The organism is Paracoccus niistensis (genome assembly GCF_042432925.1).
Classification (GTDB): Bacteria; Pseudomonadota; Alphaproteobacteria; order Rhodobacterales; family Rhodobacteraceae; genus Paracoccus; species Paracoccus niistensis.
Genome location: NZ_JBHLWE010000019.1, coordinates 38,161 through 53,366, shown reverse-complemented (window position 1 = coordinate 53,366; position 15,206 = coordinate 38,161). Strand labels below are relative to the sequence as shown.

The following is a 15,206-nucleotide window of genomic DNA, read 5'->3' as shown; positions in this document are numbered from 1 at the left end:
GTGAAATGCCTGTCGCCGCCGCCCATGAAATAAGGGGCGGCGGTGTGCGCTTGCGCCGCGTGGCAAAGGCGGGTGATGGCGATCGATCCAGAGCGTGCGGCGATCCGGCTGGGCTACGGCCCGTCGCCCCGGGTGCCTCCTGCGGACACCGGCTTTCTTCTGGAATCGGTGGGGCAGGCCACGAAGCCCGACGGCTGGACGACCACGGCCGCAACGGCTGCGTATCTCGTCTTTGCCGAGATCCGGCAGGCCCGTGACGAAGGCGCGCTGAGCCCCGAAGATTACCGCGCCCATGTGCAGGAGCTGGAAGGTCAGCGCCTTGACGCGCTGCGCAACCGCATCGCCCGTGCGGCGGGTGCGCCGGCAGGCTTCGGAGAGCGGCTGGTCCAGTTCTGGGCGGACCATTTCACCGTGGTCGCGCAGAACCCGACCCAGCACCTGATGGCCGCCGCCTTCGTGGACGAGGCCATCCGCCCGCATCTGAAGGGCCGCTTCGGCGACATGCTGTTCGCCGCCGCGACGCATCCGATGATGCTGATCTACCTGAACCAGAACGCAAGTGTCGGTCCGAACTCGCAATTCGCGCGGCGTCGGCCCGAAAAGCACGCCGGGCTGAACGAGAATCTCGGGCGCGAGATCCTGGAACTGCACACGCTTGGGGTCGGGGCCGACTACACGCAATCCGACGTGCGGGAACTCGCCGAGCTGCTGACTGGGCTGACCTACAACCCAAAGGATGACCGCCGCTTTCGCCCCCAGGTGGCCGAGCCGGGGGCCGAGACGGTCCTGGGAGTGCCCTATGGCGACGGCCTGCCCGAGATCGCGCGTGCCTTGGGCAACCTGGCCATGCATCCGGCGACGGCCCGCCACCTTTCGCGCAAGCTCGCCATCCATTTCGCCGCTGACGACCCGCCCGAGGCGCTGGTGGCCGATCTCGCGGCGGTATGGCTGGACACTGGCGGCGACCTGAGCGCGATCAATGCCGCGCTGGTCGCCCATCCCGGGATTGCCGCCAGTTTCGGGCAGAAGTCGCGGCAGCCCTTCGATTTCATTGCCGCTGCCCTGCGCGCCTTGGGGATGGGAGCAGGCGAGATCCTTGCGCTGGAACGCCCGCAGGTGCGCCAACACCTGCTGGTGCCGATGCAGCGCATGGGCCAGCCCTTCGGCAAGGCGCGCGGCCCTGACGGCTGGCCCGAGCGTGCGGCCGACTGGATCACGCCGCAGCTTCTGTCCGCCCGCATCGGCTGGGCGCTGTCCACCCCGCAGCGCCTGATCGAACCTTTTCCCGATCCCCGCGCGTTCCTGTCCACCGCCTTGGGCGCCACCATTTCCAAAGCGTTGGCCCGCGCCGTCCCCCGCGCCGAGAACGCGCGCGAGGGGGTGGCGATCGTGCTGGCCTCGGCCGAGTTCAACCGCCGCTGAAAGGGGCCGCCCATGCCGACGCGCCGCGCCTTGCTGAAGACCGCAGCCCTCACCGCCTGTTCCGCCGCGGCGCATCCGCTGCTGTCCACCATGACCTTTGCCTCGGCGCCGGGAGAGAACCGGCTGGTCGTGATCGTCCTGCGCGGTGCGATGGACGGGCTGGACGTGGTGCGGCCCTATGGCGATCCGGCCCTGCGGGCGCTGCGCCCCGGCCTGTCGGCAGGCCCCGAGGGCGGCGCGCTCGTTCTGGACGATTTCTTCGCCCTGCACCCGGCGTTGGAGGGCCTGATGCCCTTGTGGCAGGCGGGTGAGCTGGCCTTCGCCCATGCGGTCGCCACCCCCTACCGCGACAAGCGCAGCCATTTCGATGGGCAGGACCTGCTGGAAGCCGGGACGGGCAACGATCTGCCCATCGACCAGCAGAAGGGCGGCTGGCTGAACCGGCTGCTGCAGGCCATGCCCGGCGCCACGGCCGAGACCGCCTACAGTGTCGGGACCGAGGAGATGCTGATCCTCTCCGGTCCCGCCCGCGCGCTCAGCTGGGCACCCGAGGCGACCTTGACGCTGTCCCCGCAGGCCCGGCTGCTGCTGGCCGAGGTGTATCACGACGACCCGCTGTTCCGCGACGCCGCCCGCGCCGCCGAGGAGATCGGGGCCTCGCTGACCGGCGAGATGGGCAAGGGACCCAAGGGTGACGCGGCGCGGCTGGCTGCTTTTGCGGCGGACCGGCTGAATGGCAGAACGCGGATCGCCTCGTTCTCGCTGTCGGGCTGGGACAGCCATGCCCGGCAGGCACAGGTGCTGAAGCGTCCGCTAGGAGATCTCGCGAGCGCCATCCTGACCCTGCGCGAGGGCCTTGGCGCGAACTGGGCGCGCACGACCGTGCTGGCGATGACAGAATTCGGCCGCACGGCGCGCGAGAACGGCTCGGGCGGGACCGACCACGGCACGGGCGGCGCGCTGCTGATGGCGGGCGGCGCGGTCCGCGGCGGGCGCGTCCATGGTGACTGGCCGGGCTTGGGCGAGGGGCGGCTTTACCAGGACCGCGACCTGCTGCCCACGCGCGACGTGCGCGCCTATGCGGGCTGGGCCATGCGGGGGCTGTTCGGCACCGAAACCGGGCTGATCGAGCGGGCGATCTTCCCCGGCCTCGACCTCGGCCCCGATCCGCGCATCCTGGCCTGAGAGGCGCCGAAAGGAAAAACCCCGGCCGCAAAGGCCGGGGTTTCCAGGTTCAAGTGGCTCTGTTCTCAGACAGCCATGCGCACCGCGATCTCGTGCCAGCCTTCCCAGATCATCTTCAGCGAAACAAAGAGGATGATGAGCAGGCCGACCCAGGCGATCCAGCGATAGCGGTTGATGAGCTTGGCAATCCAGGTCGAGGCAAGGCCCATCAGCGCGATCGACAGCACGAGGCCGATGATCAGCACCTCGAAGTGGTGGCGTGCGGCGCCGGCCACGGCCAGCACGTTGTCCAGCGACATCGACACGTCGGCGATGACAATCTGGGTCGCCGCCTGCGCAAAGGTCTTGCGCGGCGCGCCGGCGACGCGGCCGTCCTTGTTGAGGTCGGCGTCTTCCAGCGCCTCGTGGGCCTCGACCTCGTGCTGGTGCTGGCCCGCGCTGAGTTCGCGCCACATCTTGTAGCAGACCCACAGCAGCAGCAGGCCGCCCGCCAGCAGAAGGCCGGTGATCGCCAGAAGCTGCGTGGTGATCAGCGCAAAGCCGATCCGCATGATCGTGGCGGCAATGATCCCGACCAGAATCGCCTTGTTGCGCTGATCCTTGGGCAGGCCTGCGGCGGCCAGGCCGATCACGATGGCGTTGTCGCCCGCCAGCACCAGGTCGATCGCGATGACCTGGAACAGCGCCACAAGCCAGTCACCTGTGATGAAATCCATGCTGTTCCCTTTGTTTCACCGGACCGAGACAGCCGGCGTTCCGTTGCGGATGGCCGCAGGCCTCCGAGTCTATCGGGGCCGCCTTGCCTGGGCGGCCGGATAGACGCTGGCCGGGACAAGGGCAATGCCCGGACTGCGTCATTCTGCCTCAATTTCATCGAGTCGAAGACAGGATTGCGACACTGCCGCAGGCGCGGGGCACCTGGATCCGTGCGCACAACGGCTGTCCTGCGGGCGATGGGAAAGGAGAGCCCTGGCCCTCCTTTCCTTCATGTGGAAGGGCCTGTCAGTTCGACGGCGCTGCCGGGGCAGGGGCCCCAGTGTCGTCCGCCCGCGAGGCGTCCTGCCCCGCAGGATTGCCATCCGCAGGCTGGACCGGCGCGGCGGGCTCGGCCGGCCCGGTTTCGGCGGCCGGCCCCGGGCTTCCTGCAGGGTCGTTTCCTGCCGGCGCGTCCGACGTGCCAGGGGCAGGTGCGCCCGCGCTTTCCGGACTCGGGGAAGGCATGGCCCCTTCCATGTGACCGGGCGGCATCGTGCCGTGATGATCCCCCATCCCGTCGCCCGGATGCGGCATCATGCCGGGATGATGGCCCGGCATAACGTCGTGCCCATGCCCGTGCCCGTGCCCATGCCCGTGCATCGGCATCCCGTGGTGATGCCCCTGGCCGCCGTGATGGTTACCCTGCGGCTCGCATCCTCCTGCGTCACCGCCCGTAGGCAGCAGCGACCAGACGCCCGTGACCTGCGCGCTCAGCGTCAACTCGCCCGCCTCGACGGGGGTCGAGGCCTCGGCATCGGCCGCCCGCGCCATCATGGCCATCGGCCGCGGCCCCTGCGTCATGCTGGTGTCGGTAAGCGACACAAGCGGCCCAAGCTCCATCCCTGCCGCCCGCGCGATCACCTCGGCGCGGCGACGTGCCTCGGCCACGGCTTCGGTCCGCGCGCGATCCTCGGTCGCGGCGGCATCCTCGCGCGAGAAGGTGATGCCCTGCACGTCCGTCGCGCCCGCACCCACCATCGTATCCAGGATGGCGCCCAGCCGGGGCAGGTCGCGGATGCGGGCCGTCACGATGTTCTGCGCCTGGTAGCCCGTGATGACCGGCGGCTGTCCCTCGCGCGAGTAATCCTGCAGCGGCGACAGGCTCAGCCCCTGGGTCTGCAGATCGGCTGGCGCCACGCCCTGCGCACGCAGGGCCTCGATGATGGCGGTCTGGCGGGTGGCGTTGTCCGACATTGCCTGTGCCGCCGTGGGCGCTTGCGTGGTCACCCCCAGCGAGACGGTGGCAAGGTCAGGGGCAACGCTTGCGCGGCCCTCGCCCTGCACGTTGATCGTGGGCGCCTGGGTCCCCGCGCCCATGCCGCAGCCGGCCATCTTCGGGTGCGCCGCGGCCGGAAGCGCCAGCATTGCAAGCGCCAGCGCGGCCGACAGCGGCAGCCGCGCGGCGGTTCGCAGGGAAATCGAGGGGAGCGGGCTCATGGAAACTCCTTGCCTTGCCTTTGCGCGGGACCCCGCGCCCGGGCCAGTCTGCCTTGCTTCGGGAAGGGCCGCAAATCCGCGAGGGGCCTTCTCACGATGAGGTGTTTCGCTTTGCAGAGGGGCGCAGTTCGGTTATCCATGGGGTTGAGCAGCAACGGACCGGATCGCGCATGAACGACGACCGGCCAGAACGGATAAGCCCCGGCCCATGAGCAAGCGTTCCGCGCCCGATTTCGCCCTGTCATTCAGCAACGATGCCGTTCACCTGATGGAACGGGCCGATCCGCCGGCAGCCGCCTCGGTGCGGTGGAAGGAGCGGGCGGTCGCCGCTTTCGACGCGCCCGACTTCCGGGCCGAGATGGCCCGGCTGCGCAAGCTGGCGGCGAACGGGCGCGACGCCAAGGTCGCGCTGATCATTCCCGACGACCAGATCCTTTACACCTCGCTGCCCATTCCCGGTGACGACCACAAGCCGGCCGAGCTTGGCCAAGCCCTGGACGGGCTGACGCCCTATCCCGTGGCGGATCTTGCCTGGGACTGGCGTCCGAGCGAGGCGGGCGACGTGCGCGTGGCGGCGGTCGCGCGCCAGACCCTGCGCGAGGCCGAGGATTTCGCCCGCCGCCACGGCTTCGCAGCTGCGGGCTTCCTGGCCGATCCGGCCGACGGGCTGTTCCCGGCGACCCCCCGCTTCGGCGAGCCCGTTGCGACGGACGAGGTTCTCGGCGATGCCGACCTGCCCGGTGACCTTCCGGCGGACCAGCCCGAGGCCACCGCGTCGCAGGCTGCCGCAGAGGATACGCCTGTGGCAGATGACGCGGTGAAGGCCGATGCTGTCGAAACGGCGGCTGGTGATGCCTGGGTGCCGTCCGGAGAAGGTCAGGCCGATAGCTCAGATGATCCTGGTGCTGTCGCAGCGGTGGCGGAGGACAGTTCCGCTCCGAACGAGGCGGAGCCGGAGGGCGGTTCTTCTGCTGCTGGGGAAGATGAAGCCGCGGCCACTGCCGAGATAGCCGAGGGACAGGCTCCGGACGCTGTCGTGGCGTCCAACGAGGTCAATGATGCTTCATCGGCTCAAGATCAGATCGGCGATGGCTTGGTGGCGGATACGTCCGAGCAGTCCGAGCCCCCGGTCTCCGGCACGGACGAGGCCACGGGCGAGAACCCGCGCCCGGCCGCCGAGCTTGCGTCGGCGGAGCTGCGCCCCGGGGATGCCGATCCTGCTCCTGCAGCGGCTTCAGCCAGTGTCGCCAAGGCAGCCGGTCCGGCCGCGGTTCTGCCCGGCAACAGGCCTGCAGCACCCCGGCTGTCGAAGGCTCGGGCGCTTGCGTCGCCGGAAGAGGGCGAGGCCGAGGCGTCACCTGACAAGCCCTCCCTGCCGGAACGGGGCCGCGTGGTGATCGAACGCGCGGCGGCGGCCCGTGCCTTGCGCGTGGACCCGCCTGCTCCGGTCGCGCAGCACCCGGGCGCGCGCGGCGGCGTCGGCGGCCTGCTGGTGATGCTCGGCGCGCTGCTGGTCGGGCTGATGCTGATCTGGGCCTTTGCCACCCCGGGTGACCGGCCGGTGGCCACTGCTCCAACTGTCCCGGTGCCCGCCGAGGACCCGGCGCAGGCTGCCGCGCAGCCCGAAGCACAGGAAGCGGGGACGACGGTGCCTCCGACGCCTTCCGGCGCGGCGGCCCCGGCACAGGCCGAGGTAGCTGAGACTCCGGTGCCGGCCGAACCTTCCCGGATCGAGGCTCCGGTTGCTGCGGCCACGCAGACGAATCCCGTCCAGGCGCCGGAACAGGGCCCCGGCGCAACCGGGAGTGCGGTTGCTCAGGTTCAGCCCGTCACCATCCTGCCGACGTCTTCCTCGGCTACGCCCCCAACTTCCGATGCGGCGCAGACCGATGCCGCGGATACCGTTCCCGCGACCACGGCTGCGCCGGTGGCACCCGCCGTGCCGGACTTGCGGTCGCCTGACCCGGCAGACGTCCAGGGTGCCACGTCGACTGTCGCGGCTCCTGCTGCCCCGGACACCGCCACTGACGGCACAGCTTCTGCCGACACGGCTCAGCCGGCTGCTGCGCCCGTGGCTCCGGCCAGCACGGCGGCCGGTTCGGCGCCGGCCGCGAATGCCCCTTCCACCCCGGCGCCCGCGATTGCCGAAGACAACGGCGGATCGGCTGCAACCGAGGCTCAAGCCGTGCCTCCGGCCACGTCGGCCCGCTCACCTGCCGAGATCGAGGCGGCGTCTCCGGTCACTTCGCCTGCGTCGCCCGCAGCGGCTGCTCCTGCGTCCCCGGCGCAATCTGCCGCGCCCACCGGGACGACAGCCACGCGGCCGACCACGGGACCGCGTCGGCCCCAGCCTGCCGCCGCGCCGGCCGTGTCCGAGGCCGACCCGCTTCCTGCCGTGGTGCCGGGTCGCCGTGCGCTGACCCGGTCCGAGCGACCCGCCTCCCGTCCCGCGTCGGTGCAGGCCCCTCGCGCCACCGCTGCTCCCCGTGCCGCGGCGCCCGAGGCTGCGCGTCCTGCCGGGACAACGCGTCCGGCGGCCACGGCGGCCTCGCGTCCCGCACCGTCCCGCCCCGAGGCGGCGCCCCGTGCCTCGACGCGGCCCGCCCCAACCCGTGAGCCGGTCTCGTCTTCGCGGCCCCGTCCGCGTCCCGAGGAAGGTTCGGCCGACGAGTCGGTGACCGCAGCCGAGATGACCCCCGCCGAGCGGGTCGCCGCCGACGCGCTGCTGGCTGGGCTTTACGCGCTGCACCCAACGCTTCCGCGCCTTTCGGCTGCTCCGGCGGCCGATGGACCGCGCTTTGCCGAGGCGCGGCCGTCGCGCCGTCCTGCTGCGGCGGCTTCTGCCGTAGATGCGGCGGTGGCCGAGGCCGTGGCCAGCAAACCTGCGGCGAAATCCTCGGGCGACCGCCCGGCCGCGCGTGCGTCGAAGTCCGCCGCGTCCGAACCGTCATCCGCGAAAGCCGCGCCCGTGAAGGCGGCAGCCAACGCCAACGGACGCCCGGCCGCGCGTCCGAGCCGTGGCGGAACGGCGAAATCCTCCTCGGCCGTCGAAAGCGCCTTGGCCGAGGCGGTGGCGACCGCCAAGCCTGCGCCCGTCGCGCTGGCGTCGGCCGCCTCTCTCGCGCCCGTGCGCAAGCCCGCGCGCCTCGCCGCAACACCCGCGCCCCAGGCCGATGCCGAAGCCCAGGCGGTCGCCGCCGCTGCCGCCGCGGCGCTGCGTGCGCCCACCCCGGCGCCGGTCCCCGTGCCGACGCCTGTTCCCCAGGCAGCCCCGACGACGACCGCCAGCGCGGCGCCAGTGCCGGATGATGCGGGTCAGCGCATGCGGGACGAGCAGTTGCAGCGGCAGGCCGAGGAGCGTGCCCGCCAACGCGCCGCCGCCGATGCCCAGGCCGAAAGGCAGGCCCGCGCCGCCGCCGAGGCCCGCGCCCGCGCCCAGGCCGAAGCCGAGGAACGCGCCGCCATCGCCGCGCGGGGCAGCTATCGCCCGCCCGAGATCGACGACGAGCCTGAGATCGCCCAGAAGCCCGTCGAGGGCCGCACCACGGGCGATGTGGCCAAGAACGCGACGCTGCGCGGGATCGAGACGAACAAGACCCAGGTCATCGGCGTGGTGGGCGCGGGGCGGGCCAGCCGCGGCCTGATCCGGCTGCGCAACGGCAAGGTCGTGACGGTGCGCCTTGGCGACCGGATCGACGGCGGCGCGATCAACTCGATCGGCAACGGCAAGATCACCTATGTCAAGGGCGGCCGGACCTACAACCTGCCGATCCTGAACGGGCGCTGATCAGCGCCCTCGTTTCACTTGCAATAGCTCTGCCGCCGGGTCCAGCTGGCGATTTCGGCCCGCTTTTCCCGGGACCGCAGCGGCATCCAGCTGCGCGCCAACCCGCGCCAGCTGCGGCCACCCTGCGCCTCGGCCCCGCCCGCGATGGCGCCGTCGCGGCTGACCTCGCGCGCCATGATCCGCACCGCGCAGCGCAGGTTGTCCGCGCCGTCCTCTCCCGCGCCGCAGCCCCCGTCCTGCGTCTGGGGACGCGACAAGCGCAGCAATCCGCGGGGCGAGCCCTGCGAGGCGCCCTCGTGATGGGCAACGGCCGACACCAGCCCGGCCCAGAATGCCTTCCGGTTCTCGCGCGTCTGGGTGGCGTAGCCGGGGCAGAACTGCATCACATCCGAGGGCACGGTGGACAGCAGCGTCACGCCTTCCGAGTCCAGCGCGGCCAGCGCGGCTTCGGTCCATTCGGGGTTGTCCTCGCCCCAACGCATCGCGGGCTGTTCCTTGCGCAGGCCCACGGCCGAGGCGAGGCGGCCGGTGACCGAGGCGCGTTCGACCGGGGCGATGGTGGGGGCGGTCGTGGCCTGCCGCCCGGCCTCGACCGCGCCGCATCCGGCCAGCGCCAGCGCCGCCAGAACCATGATTCCCTTGCCCATGACATTTCCCCTTGCACCTTTCGGCGCGGCCTAGCCCGCGCCCTGCCGGATCTCAATGAACATTCCGGCGACCGGCAGCGGCGCAACCAGCCCTTGTCGCGAGAGGGCCACGGCAATAGAAACCACCCCAACGCTGCCGGAGACGAAGATGCTGGATCACCTTTCCTATACCGCCCCCGAACCCAAGGTCATCGCCGGGGCCAAGGGAGACTGGGAACTGGTCATCGGGCTCGAAGTCCACGCGCAGGTGGCATCCAACGCGAAGCTGTTCTCGGGTGCCTCGACAGCCTTCGGGGCCGAGCCGAACTCGAACGTCAGCTTCGTGGACGCGGCGATGCCGGGGATGCTGCCGGTCATCAACGAATTCTGCGTGGCGCAGGCCGTCCGCACCGGGCTGGGGCTGAAGGCACGGATCAACCTGATGTCGGCCTTCGACCGCAAGAACTATTTCTATCCGGACCTGCCGCAGGGCTACCAGATCAGCCAGCTTTACCACCCCATCGTGGGCGAGGGCGAGATCATCGTGGACATGGCCCCCGGTATTGCCCGCCGCGTGCGGATCGAGCGCATCCATCTGGAACAGGACGCGGGCAAGTCGATCCACGACATGGACCCGGCGCTGTCCTTCGTGGACCTGAACCGCACCGGCGTCGCCCTGATGGAGATCGTCAGCCGCCCCGACATCCGCGGCCCCGAGGAGGCCGCCGCCTATGTCGCCAAGCTGCGCCAGATCATGCGCTATCTGGGCACCTGCGACGGCAACATGCAGAACGGCAACCTGCGCGCCGACGTGAACGTGTCGGTCTGCAAGCCCGGCGACTACGAGCGTTATCAGGCAACGCAGGACTTCAGCCACCTCGGCACCCGCTGCGAGATCAAGAACATGAACTCGCTGCGCTTCATCCAGGCCGCCATCGAATACGAGGCCCGCCGCCAGATCGCCATCATCGAGGACGGCGGCACGGTCGTGCAGGAAACCCGCCTGTATGATCCCGACAAGGGCGAAACACGCTCGATGCGGTCCAAGGAAGAGGCGCACGACTACCGCTACTTCCCCGATCCCGACCTGCTGCCGCTGGAAATCGAGCAGGGCTGGGTGGACGACATCGCCGGATCGATGCCGGAGCTGCCGGACGAGAAGAAGGCGCGCTTCGTCACGGAACTCGGCCTGTCCGAATACGACGCGGGCGTGCTGACGGCCGAGGTCGAGAACGCCGACTTTTTCGAGGTCGTGGCCAAGGGCCGCGACGGCAAGCAGGCCGCGAACTGGGTCATCAACGAGCTGTTCGGGCGGCTGAACAAGGAAGGGCTGTCCATCGGCGAAAGCCCGGTCTCGGCCGCGCAGCTTGGCGGCGTGCTGGACCTGATCGCCTCGGGCGAGATTTCGGGCAAGATGGCCAAGGACCTGTTCGAGATCGTCTGGACAGAGGGCGGCGACCCCGCCGAGATCGCGGCAGCGCGTGGGATGAAGCAGGTCACCGACCTGGGCGCGATCGAGGCGGCCGTGGACGAGATCATCGCCGCGAACCCCGCGCAGGTGGAAAAGGCCAAGGCCAACCCCAAGCTCGCGGGCTGGTTCACGGGGCAGGTGCTGAAGGCGACGGGCGGCAAGGCCAACCCGGCGGCAGTGAATGAGATGGTGGCGAAGAAGCTCGGACTCTGAGGCGTTCCCGCGCCGCGGCCTGCAACGCGGGCCGGGGGCGGGGCGTTCGGCTGCACCCGAAGCGACCCAGCGCAAGGAGCGTGCGATGCAAGCCTATGAATACACCGTCCTGCCCGCGCCGAACCGGGGCGAGAAGGTCCGGGGCGCCCGAAGCGGGGCGGAACGTTTCGCCCATGCGCTGACTATGGAAATGAACCGCATGGCGCAGGCGGGCTGGGAATATGTCCGCGCCGAGACGCTGCCCTGCGAGGAACGCAGCGGCCTGACCAGCCGCACCACCGTCTATCACAACGTCTTGGTCTTCCGCCGCGCGCTTGCGCCTGCCTATCCTCAGCACGAGTGGGCCGCGGCGCAGCGCCCGCTTGCGGCCTCTCACGAAGCGGGTCCCGTTCTACGTCCACTGGCTGCGGCGCAACCCGCCCCCGAGCCGGCGCCCAAGTCCGAGCCGCCCTCGGACTGGCCGGACGGCGACCCGGCCGAGGCGACCCTTCCCGAGCCCGCTAGAACCGAAGCCGCGCGGGTGGACGACTACGACGAGCCCGGCTTCGACCCCGACCGCACCGAAGGCCCGGCCGAGCCGCCGCCCTTCGTCCAGCGTCCCCCCTTGGCGGCGCAGCGGCCCGAGCCCAAGGCAGGCGGCATCTTCTCGGAACCCATGCCCGGCAGCACGACCCGGCTGGGACCGGCCGAACGGTAGGACCTGCGCGCCGGCATCACGCCGCGGGCGCGCTTACCAATGCGGCGGGCGCTGGTCGGCCAGCGGGATCGTGCCTTCGGCGGCTTCGCGCTCGGCCTCGCGTTCCATCAGCAGGCCAACGCGGCGCGACAGGGCGCGGATCTCGGTCGCCTGCCGCGTGACCACGTCGGACAGGTCCTCGACCGTGCGCTGAAGATGGGCGATCCGTTCTTCCAGCGCCTGCAACTTGTCCATGCCGCCCCCTTCCGCTAATCGAAGCCCGCGACCTGAAGGATACCCGCATGGCCAAGGATCAGAAACCGCGCCGCCCGCGCGCCGAAACGCCCAAGGGCTTCCGCGACTATTTCGGGCCAGAGGTGACGGAACGCAAGGCGATGCTGGACCGCATCGCCGCCGTCTATCACCTGCACGGCTTCGAAGCGCTGGAAACCAGCGGGGTCGAGACGGTCGAGGCGCTTGGCAAGTTCCTGCCCGACGTGGACCGCCCGAATGCCGGCGTGTTTGCGTGGCAGGAGGAAGCGGTGCCCGGCGGCGGTTCCGGCGACTGGCTGGCCCTGCGCTATGACCTGACGGCTCCTTTGGCGCGGGTCGCCGCGCAGTATCGCAATGACCTGCCTTCGCCCTATCGCCGCTATGCGATGGGTCCGGTCTGGCGCAACGAGAAGCCGGGGCCGGGCCGCTATCGTCAGTTCTATCAATGTGATGCCGACACCGTGGGCGCGGCCAGCGTCGCGGCGGATGCCGAGATCATCGCCATGCTGGCCGACGCGCTGGAAGCGGCAGGCATCGCCCGCGGCGACTATCTGGTGCGGGTGAACAACCGCAAGGTCCTGAATGGCGTGCTCGAGGCGATTGGGATCGACGAAGGCGCGGCTGACAAAGCTCCACAGTCGATGCTTGATGCTGTAACTGGTGCGCGCAACAAACATCAACGAGATGCGATCCTCCGTACCATCGACAAGTTCGACAAGGTGGGCGAGGCGGGCGTGCGCGAACTGCTGACCACCGGGCGCACCGACGCCTCGGGCGCCGAGATCGAGGGCGTGGGGCTTGACGCCACGCAGGCCGAACCGGTGCTGCGCTTCCTCACCTCAAAGGGCGCCGACAACGCGACAACGCTGCAGAACCTGCGCGCGGCTGTCGGCGGCTCCGCTGTCGGCGCCGAGGGCGTGGACGAACTGGCCCAGATCGCCGCGATGCTGGACGCGATGGGGATGGGCGCGGATCGCGTCGTGATCGACCCCTCGGTCGTGCGGGGCCTGGGCTACTACACGGGTCCGGTGTTCGAGGCGGAACTGACCTTCGAGATCCTCGACGAGAAGGGCCGTAAGCGCCAGTTCGGCTCGGTCGCGGGCGGCGGGCGCTATGACGACCTCGTGGAACGCTTCACCGGGCAGAAGGTGCCCGCGACAGGCGTGTCCATCGGCGTGGACCGGCTGCTGGCCGCTTTGCGCGAGAAGGGGCTGGCCGGTGCCGAGGCGCAGGGGCCGGTGGTCGTCACCGTCATGGACCGCGACCGGATGGCCGATTATCAGGCAATGGCCGCCGAACTGCGCGCCGCAGGTATCCGGGCCGAGGTCTACCTGGGCAACCCGAAGAACTTCGGCAACCAGCTCAAGTATGCCGACAAGCGGGCCTCGCCCATCGCCATCATCCAAGGCGCGGACGAGGCGGCGCGCGGCGTCGTGCAGGTCAAGGACCTGATCCTTGGCGCGAAGATTTCCGCGCAAGCCTCTGTAGAGGAATGGAAATCTCAACCGGCTCAGGTTGAGATCCCGTGCGAGGCCTTGGTTGCCACCGTCCGCGAGATGCTGGCTAGATGATCACCCGCACCGTCAAGGCGCAGGTGGGCCGCCGCATCCTCGACGCCTTCGTTGCCGCAGGCGCGGTCGAGGTCGCGCCCGACATCCTGCTGCCCGCCGATACGCTGCTGGACCTCTATGGCGAGGACATCCGTGCCCGCGCCTACCTGACTACCGATCCGATCCGGGGCGAGGTCGTGCTTCGCCCCGACTTCACCGTGCCGGTCGTGCAGATGCACATGGCCCAAGGGGCGGAACCGGCCCGATACTGCTATCTGGGCGAGATTTTCCGAAAGCAGGACCACGGCGACACGCGCCCCCCGCATCCGCGCGACAATGAATACCTGCAGGCGGGGTTCGAGCTGTTCTCGCGCGATCCCGAGGCCGATGCCGAGGTCTTCGCCCTGTTCCATGGCATCCTCGCGCCCTGCCGGTTGTCGGCCACCATGGGCGACATGGACCTGCTGCTGGACGCCGTCGCGGGCCTGCCGCTGTCGGACTCGCGCCGCGCGCTGCTGGCGCATCATATCTGGCGGCCCCGGCGCTTCGAGCGGCTGCTCGACCGCTTCTCGACGCCCGAGCGGCCGCGTCATTTCGCCGTGAACAGCGCCCCCTGGACCGGCCTCCGCTCGGAATCCGAGATGGAGGCCCGCATTGCCCGGCTGGAGGCCGCCGCCGAAGGCCCGCCCTTGCCCGCCATCTGGCGCGAGCGCCTGCACCGCCTGTTCGCCGTTGCCGGGCCCGCGCCCGTGGCTTGCGACGAGTTGCGCATCCTTGCCGACCACATCCCCGCCATTGCCGAAGCAGTGGATCGTCTCGCGGCGCGCCTGGACGCCATCGCCGCGCGCGGCATCGACCCGGGCACCATCCGCTTCGACGCAAGCCACGGCCGCCGGACCATGGAATATTACGACGGCATGACCTTCAGCTTCACCGCCGAAGGCCGGCCCGACTGGCCCCCCGTTGCCTCGGGCGGCCGCTACGACGCGCTGACCCGCGTGCTGGGGCAGGGCGAGGCGATCCCCGCCGTCGGCGGCATCATCCGCCCCGGCCTTGTCGCGGAACTGGAGTGCGCGCCATGCTGAAGCTGGGCCTGCCGTCCAAGGGCCGGCTGATGGAGCAGAGCTTCGACTGGTTTGCCGGGCGGGGCATCCGGCTTGCCCGCACCGGCTCGGACCGCGAGTATGCCGCCCGAGCCGAGGGGATCGAGGGCCTGTCCCTGGTCCTGCTTTCGGCTGGAGAGATCCCGCGAGAGCTTGCCGCCGGGCGCATCCAGCTTGGCGTGACCGGCTCGGACCTGATCCGCGAGAAGCTGGCGGGCTGGCGATCGGACGTGGTGGAACTTGCGCCGATGGGCTTCGGCCATGCCGACCTGGTGCTGGGCGTGCCCGCCTGCTGGCGCGACTGCGAAACGCTGGACGACTTCGCCTCGATCGCGCGCGACTTCCGCGCGGCGCATGGCTTCCGCCTGCGGATCGCGACCAAGTATCACCGTCTGGTCCGCGCCTTCCTGTCCGATCACGAGATCGCGGACTACCAACTGGTGGACAGCCAGGGCGCGACCGAGGGCACCGTGGCGAACCTGACCGCCGAGGCCATCGCCGACATCACCTCGACCGGCGAGACGCTGCGGGCAAACCACCTGAAGATCCTGCCCGACGCCCTGATCCACGCCAGTCAGGCCACGCTGGTCGCCAACCGTCGCTCGGTAGAGACAGGCGCGATCGCCCCCATCGTCGCGCACCTCGGTCTGCCGCCTCACGCAGCCTGAGCGGCGGCCGGCCTGATCAAGCTCTCTCCCTGACCTCCA

The 15,206-nt window shown here is 70.4% G+C and carries 12 protein-coding genes; 8 read left to right on the top strand and 4 right to left on the bottom strand.

Annotated elements, in window-relative coordinates; translation table 11 throughout:
• The first annotated feature begins 75 nt into the window (after positions 1-75).
• Both ACFFII_RS07405 and ACFFII_RS07400 read left to right on the top strand, forming a co-directional pair.
• Positions 76-1,422 (top strand): DUF1800 domain-containing protein, encoded by a 1,347-nt coding sequence (locus ACFFII_RS07405; RefSeq protein WP_377698249.1) that lies wholly within the window; start codon positions 76-78, stop codon positions 1,420-1,422.
• Positions 1,423-1,434: 12 nt separating this feature from the next.
• On the top strand, positions 1,435-2,607 hold the full coding sequence (locus tag ACFFII_RS07400) for a DUF1501 domain-containing protein (protein ID WP_377698248.1): 1,173 nt from the start codon (positions 1,435-1,437) through the stop codon (positions 2,605-2,607).
• A 65-nt stretch (positions 2,608-2,672) separates the two neighbouring features.
• Here ACFFII_RS07400 and ACFFII_RS07395 read toward each other — a convergent pair whose 3' ends face one another.
• Positions 2,673-3,323, bottom strand: coding sequence for a TerC family protein (locus ACFFII_RS07395; RefSeq protein WP_377698247.1), 651 nt, complete (start codon positions 3,321-3,323; stop codon positions 2,673-2,675).
• A gap of 286 nt (positions 3,324-3,609) precedes the next feature.
• Positions 3,610-4,800 (bottom strand): SIMPL domain-containing protein, encoded by a 1,191-nt coding sequence (locus ACFFII_RS07390; RefSeq protein ID WP_377698246.1) that lies wholly within the window; start codon positions 4,798-4,800, stop codon positions 3,610-3,612.
• Positions 4,801-5,008: 208 nt separating this feature from the next.
• Here ACFFII_RS07390 and ACFFII_RS07385 point away from each other — a divergent pair, with 208 nt between their 5' ends.
• Positions 5,009-8,587, top strand: coding sequence for a hypothetical protein (locus ACFFII_RS07385; protein WP_377698245.1), 3,579 nt, complete (start codon positions 5,009-5,011; stop codon positions 8,585-8,587).
• A gap of 14 nt (positions 8,588-8,601) precedes the next feature.
• On the opposite strand, the gene ACFFII_RS07380 is transcribed toward ACFFII_RS07385, so the two are convergent.
• Positions 8,602-9,234, bottom strand: coding sequence for a lytic transglycosylase (locus ACFFII_RS07380; RefSeq protein ID WP_377698244.1), 633 nt, complete (start codon positions 9,232-9,234; stop codon positions 8,602-8,604).
• A gap of 148 nt (positions 9,235-9,382) precedes the next feature.
• Between ACFFII_RS07380 and gatB the strand changes: the two genes are divergently transcribed.
• Entirely contained in the window at positions 9,383-10,897 is a 1,515-nt protein-coding gene (gene gatB / locus ACFFII_RS07375) for an Asp-tRNA(Asn)/Glu-tRNA(Gln) amidotransferase subunit GatB (RefSeq protein WP_377698243.1), read from the top strand.
• A gap of 85 nt (positions 10,898-10,982) precedes the next feature.
• The gene (locus ACFFII_RS07370; protein ID WP_377698242.1) at positions 10,983-11,594 is read left to right on the top strand and encodes a DUF4177 domain-containing protein; all 612 of its coding nucleotides are present in this window, start codon (positions 10,983-10,985) and stop codon (positions 11,592-11,594) included.
• Positions 11,595-11,627: 33 nt separating this feature from the next.
• Here the strand turns inward: ACFFII_RS07370 and ACFFII_RS07365 are convergent, their stop codons facing one another.
• The gene (locus tag ACFFII_RS07365) at positions 11,628-11,828 is read right to left on the bottom strand and encodes a SlyX family protein (RefSeq protein ID WP_377698241.1); all 201 of its coding nucleotides are present in this window, start codon (positions 11,826-11,828) and stop codon (positions 11,628-11,630) included.
• A 47-nt stretch (positions 11,829-11,875) separates the two neighbouring features.
• On the opposite strand from ACFFII_RS07365, the gene hisS reads away from it, so the two are divergent.
• Genes hisS through hisG form a run of 3 tightly spaced genes read left to right on the top strand, consistent with a single transcriptional unit; the run spans position 11,876 to position 15,167 of the window.
• On the top strand, positions 11,876-13,417 hold the full coding sequence (gene hisS / locus ACFFII_RS07360) for a histidine--tRNA ligase (RefSeq protein ID WP_377698240.1): 1,542 nt from the start codon (positions 11,876-11,878) through the stop codon (positions 13,415-13,417).
• On the top strand, positions 13,414-14,481 hold the full coding sequence (locus ACFFII_RS07355) for an ATP phosphoribosyltransferase regulatory subunit (protein ID WP_377698239.1): 1,068 nt from the start codon (positions 13,414-13,416) through the stop codon (positions 14,479-14,481). The genes hisS and ACFFII_RS07355 overlap by 4 nt, the downstream gene beginning before the upstream one ends.
• Complete coding sequence (hisG, locus tag ACFFII_RS07350; protein ID WP_377698238.1) at positions 14,475-15,167, top strand: ATP phosphoribosyltransferase; 693 nt, start codon at positions 14,475-14,477, stop codon at positions 15,165-15,167. The genes ACFFII_RS07355 and hisG overlap by 7 nt, the downstream gene beginning before the upstream one ends.
• Positions 15,168-15,206 lie beyond the last annotated feature (39 nt).

What these genes read in the sequence shown, in the direction of transcription:
- ACFFII_RS07355 (WP_377698239.1), top strand. Translation starts at nt 13,414, where the DNA reads ATGATCACCCGCACCGTCAAGGCGCAGGTGGGCCGCCGCATCCTCGAC.
- ACFFII_RS07395 (WP_377698247.1), bottom strand. Translation starts at nt 3,323, where the DNA reads ATGGATTTCATCACAGGTGACTGGCTTGTGGCGCTGTTCCAGGTCATC.
- ACFFII_RS07380 (WP_377698244.1), bottom strand. Translation starts at nt 9,234, where the DNA reads ATGGGCAAGGGAATCATGGTTCTGGCGGCGCTGGCGCTGGCCGGATGC.
- hisG (WP_377698238.1), top strand. Translation starts at nt 14,475, where the DNA reads ATGCTGAAGCTGGGCCTGCCGTCCAAGGGCCGGCTGATGGAGCAGAGC.
- ACFFII_RS07400 (WP_377698248.1), top strand. Translation starts at nt 1,435, where the DNA reads ATGCCGACGCGCCGCGCCTTGCTGAAGACCGCAGCCCTCACCGCCTGT.
- ACFFII_RS07405 (WP_377698249.1), top strand. Translation starts at nt 76, where the DNA reads ATGGCGATCGATCCAGAGCGTGCGGCGATCCGGCTGGGCTACGGCCCG.
- ACFFII_RS07370 (WP_377698242.1), top strand. Translation starts at nt 10,983, where the DNA reads ATGCAAGCCTATGAATACACCGTCCTGCCCGCGCCGAACCGGGGCGAG.
- ACFFII_RS07390 (WP_377698246.1), bottom strand. Translation starts at nt 4,800, where the DNA reads ATGAGCCCGCTCCCCTCGATTTCCCTGCGAACCGCCGCGCGGCTGCCG.
- ACFFII_RS07385 (WP_377698245.1), top strand. Translation starts at nt 5,009, where the DNA reads ATGAGCAAGCGTTCCGCGCCCGATTTCGCCCTGTCATTCAGCAACGAT.
- ACFFII_RS07365 (WP_377698241.1), bottom strand. Translation starts at nt 11,828, where the DNA reads ATGGACAAGTTGCAGGCGCTGGAAGAACGGATCGCCCATCTTCAGCGC.
- gatB (WP_377698243.1), top strand. Translation starts at nt 9,383, where the DNA reads ATGCTGGATCACCTTTCCTATACCGCCCCCGAACCCAAGGTCATCGCC.
- hisS (WP_377698240.1), top strand. Translation starts at nt 11,876, where the DNA reads ATGGCCAAGGATCAGAAACCGCGCCGCCCGCGCGCCGAAACGCCCAAG.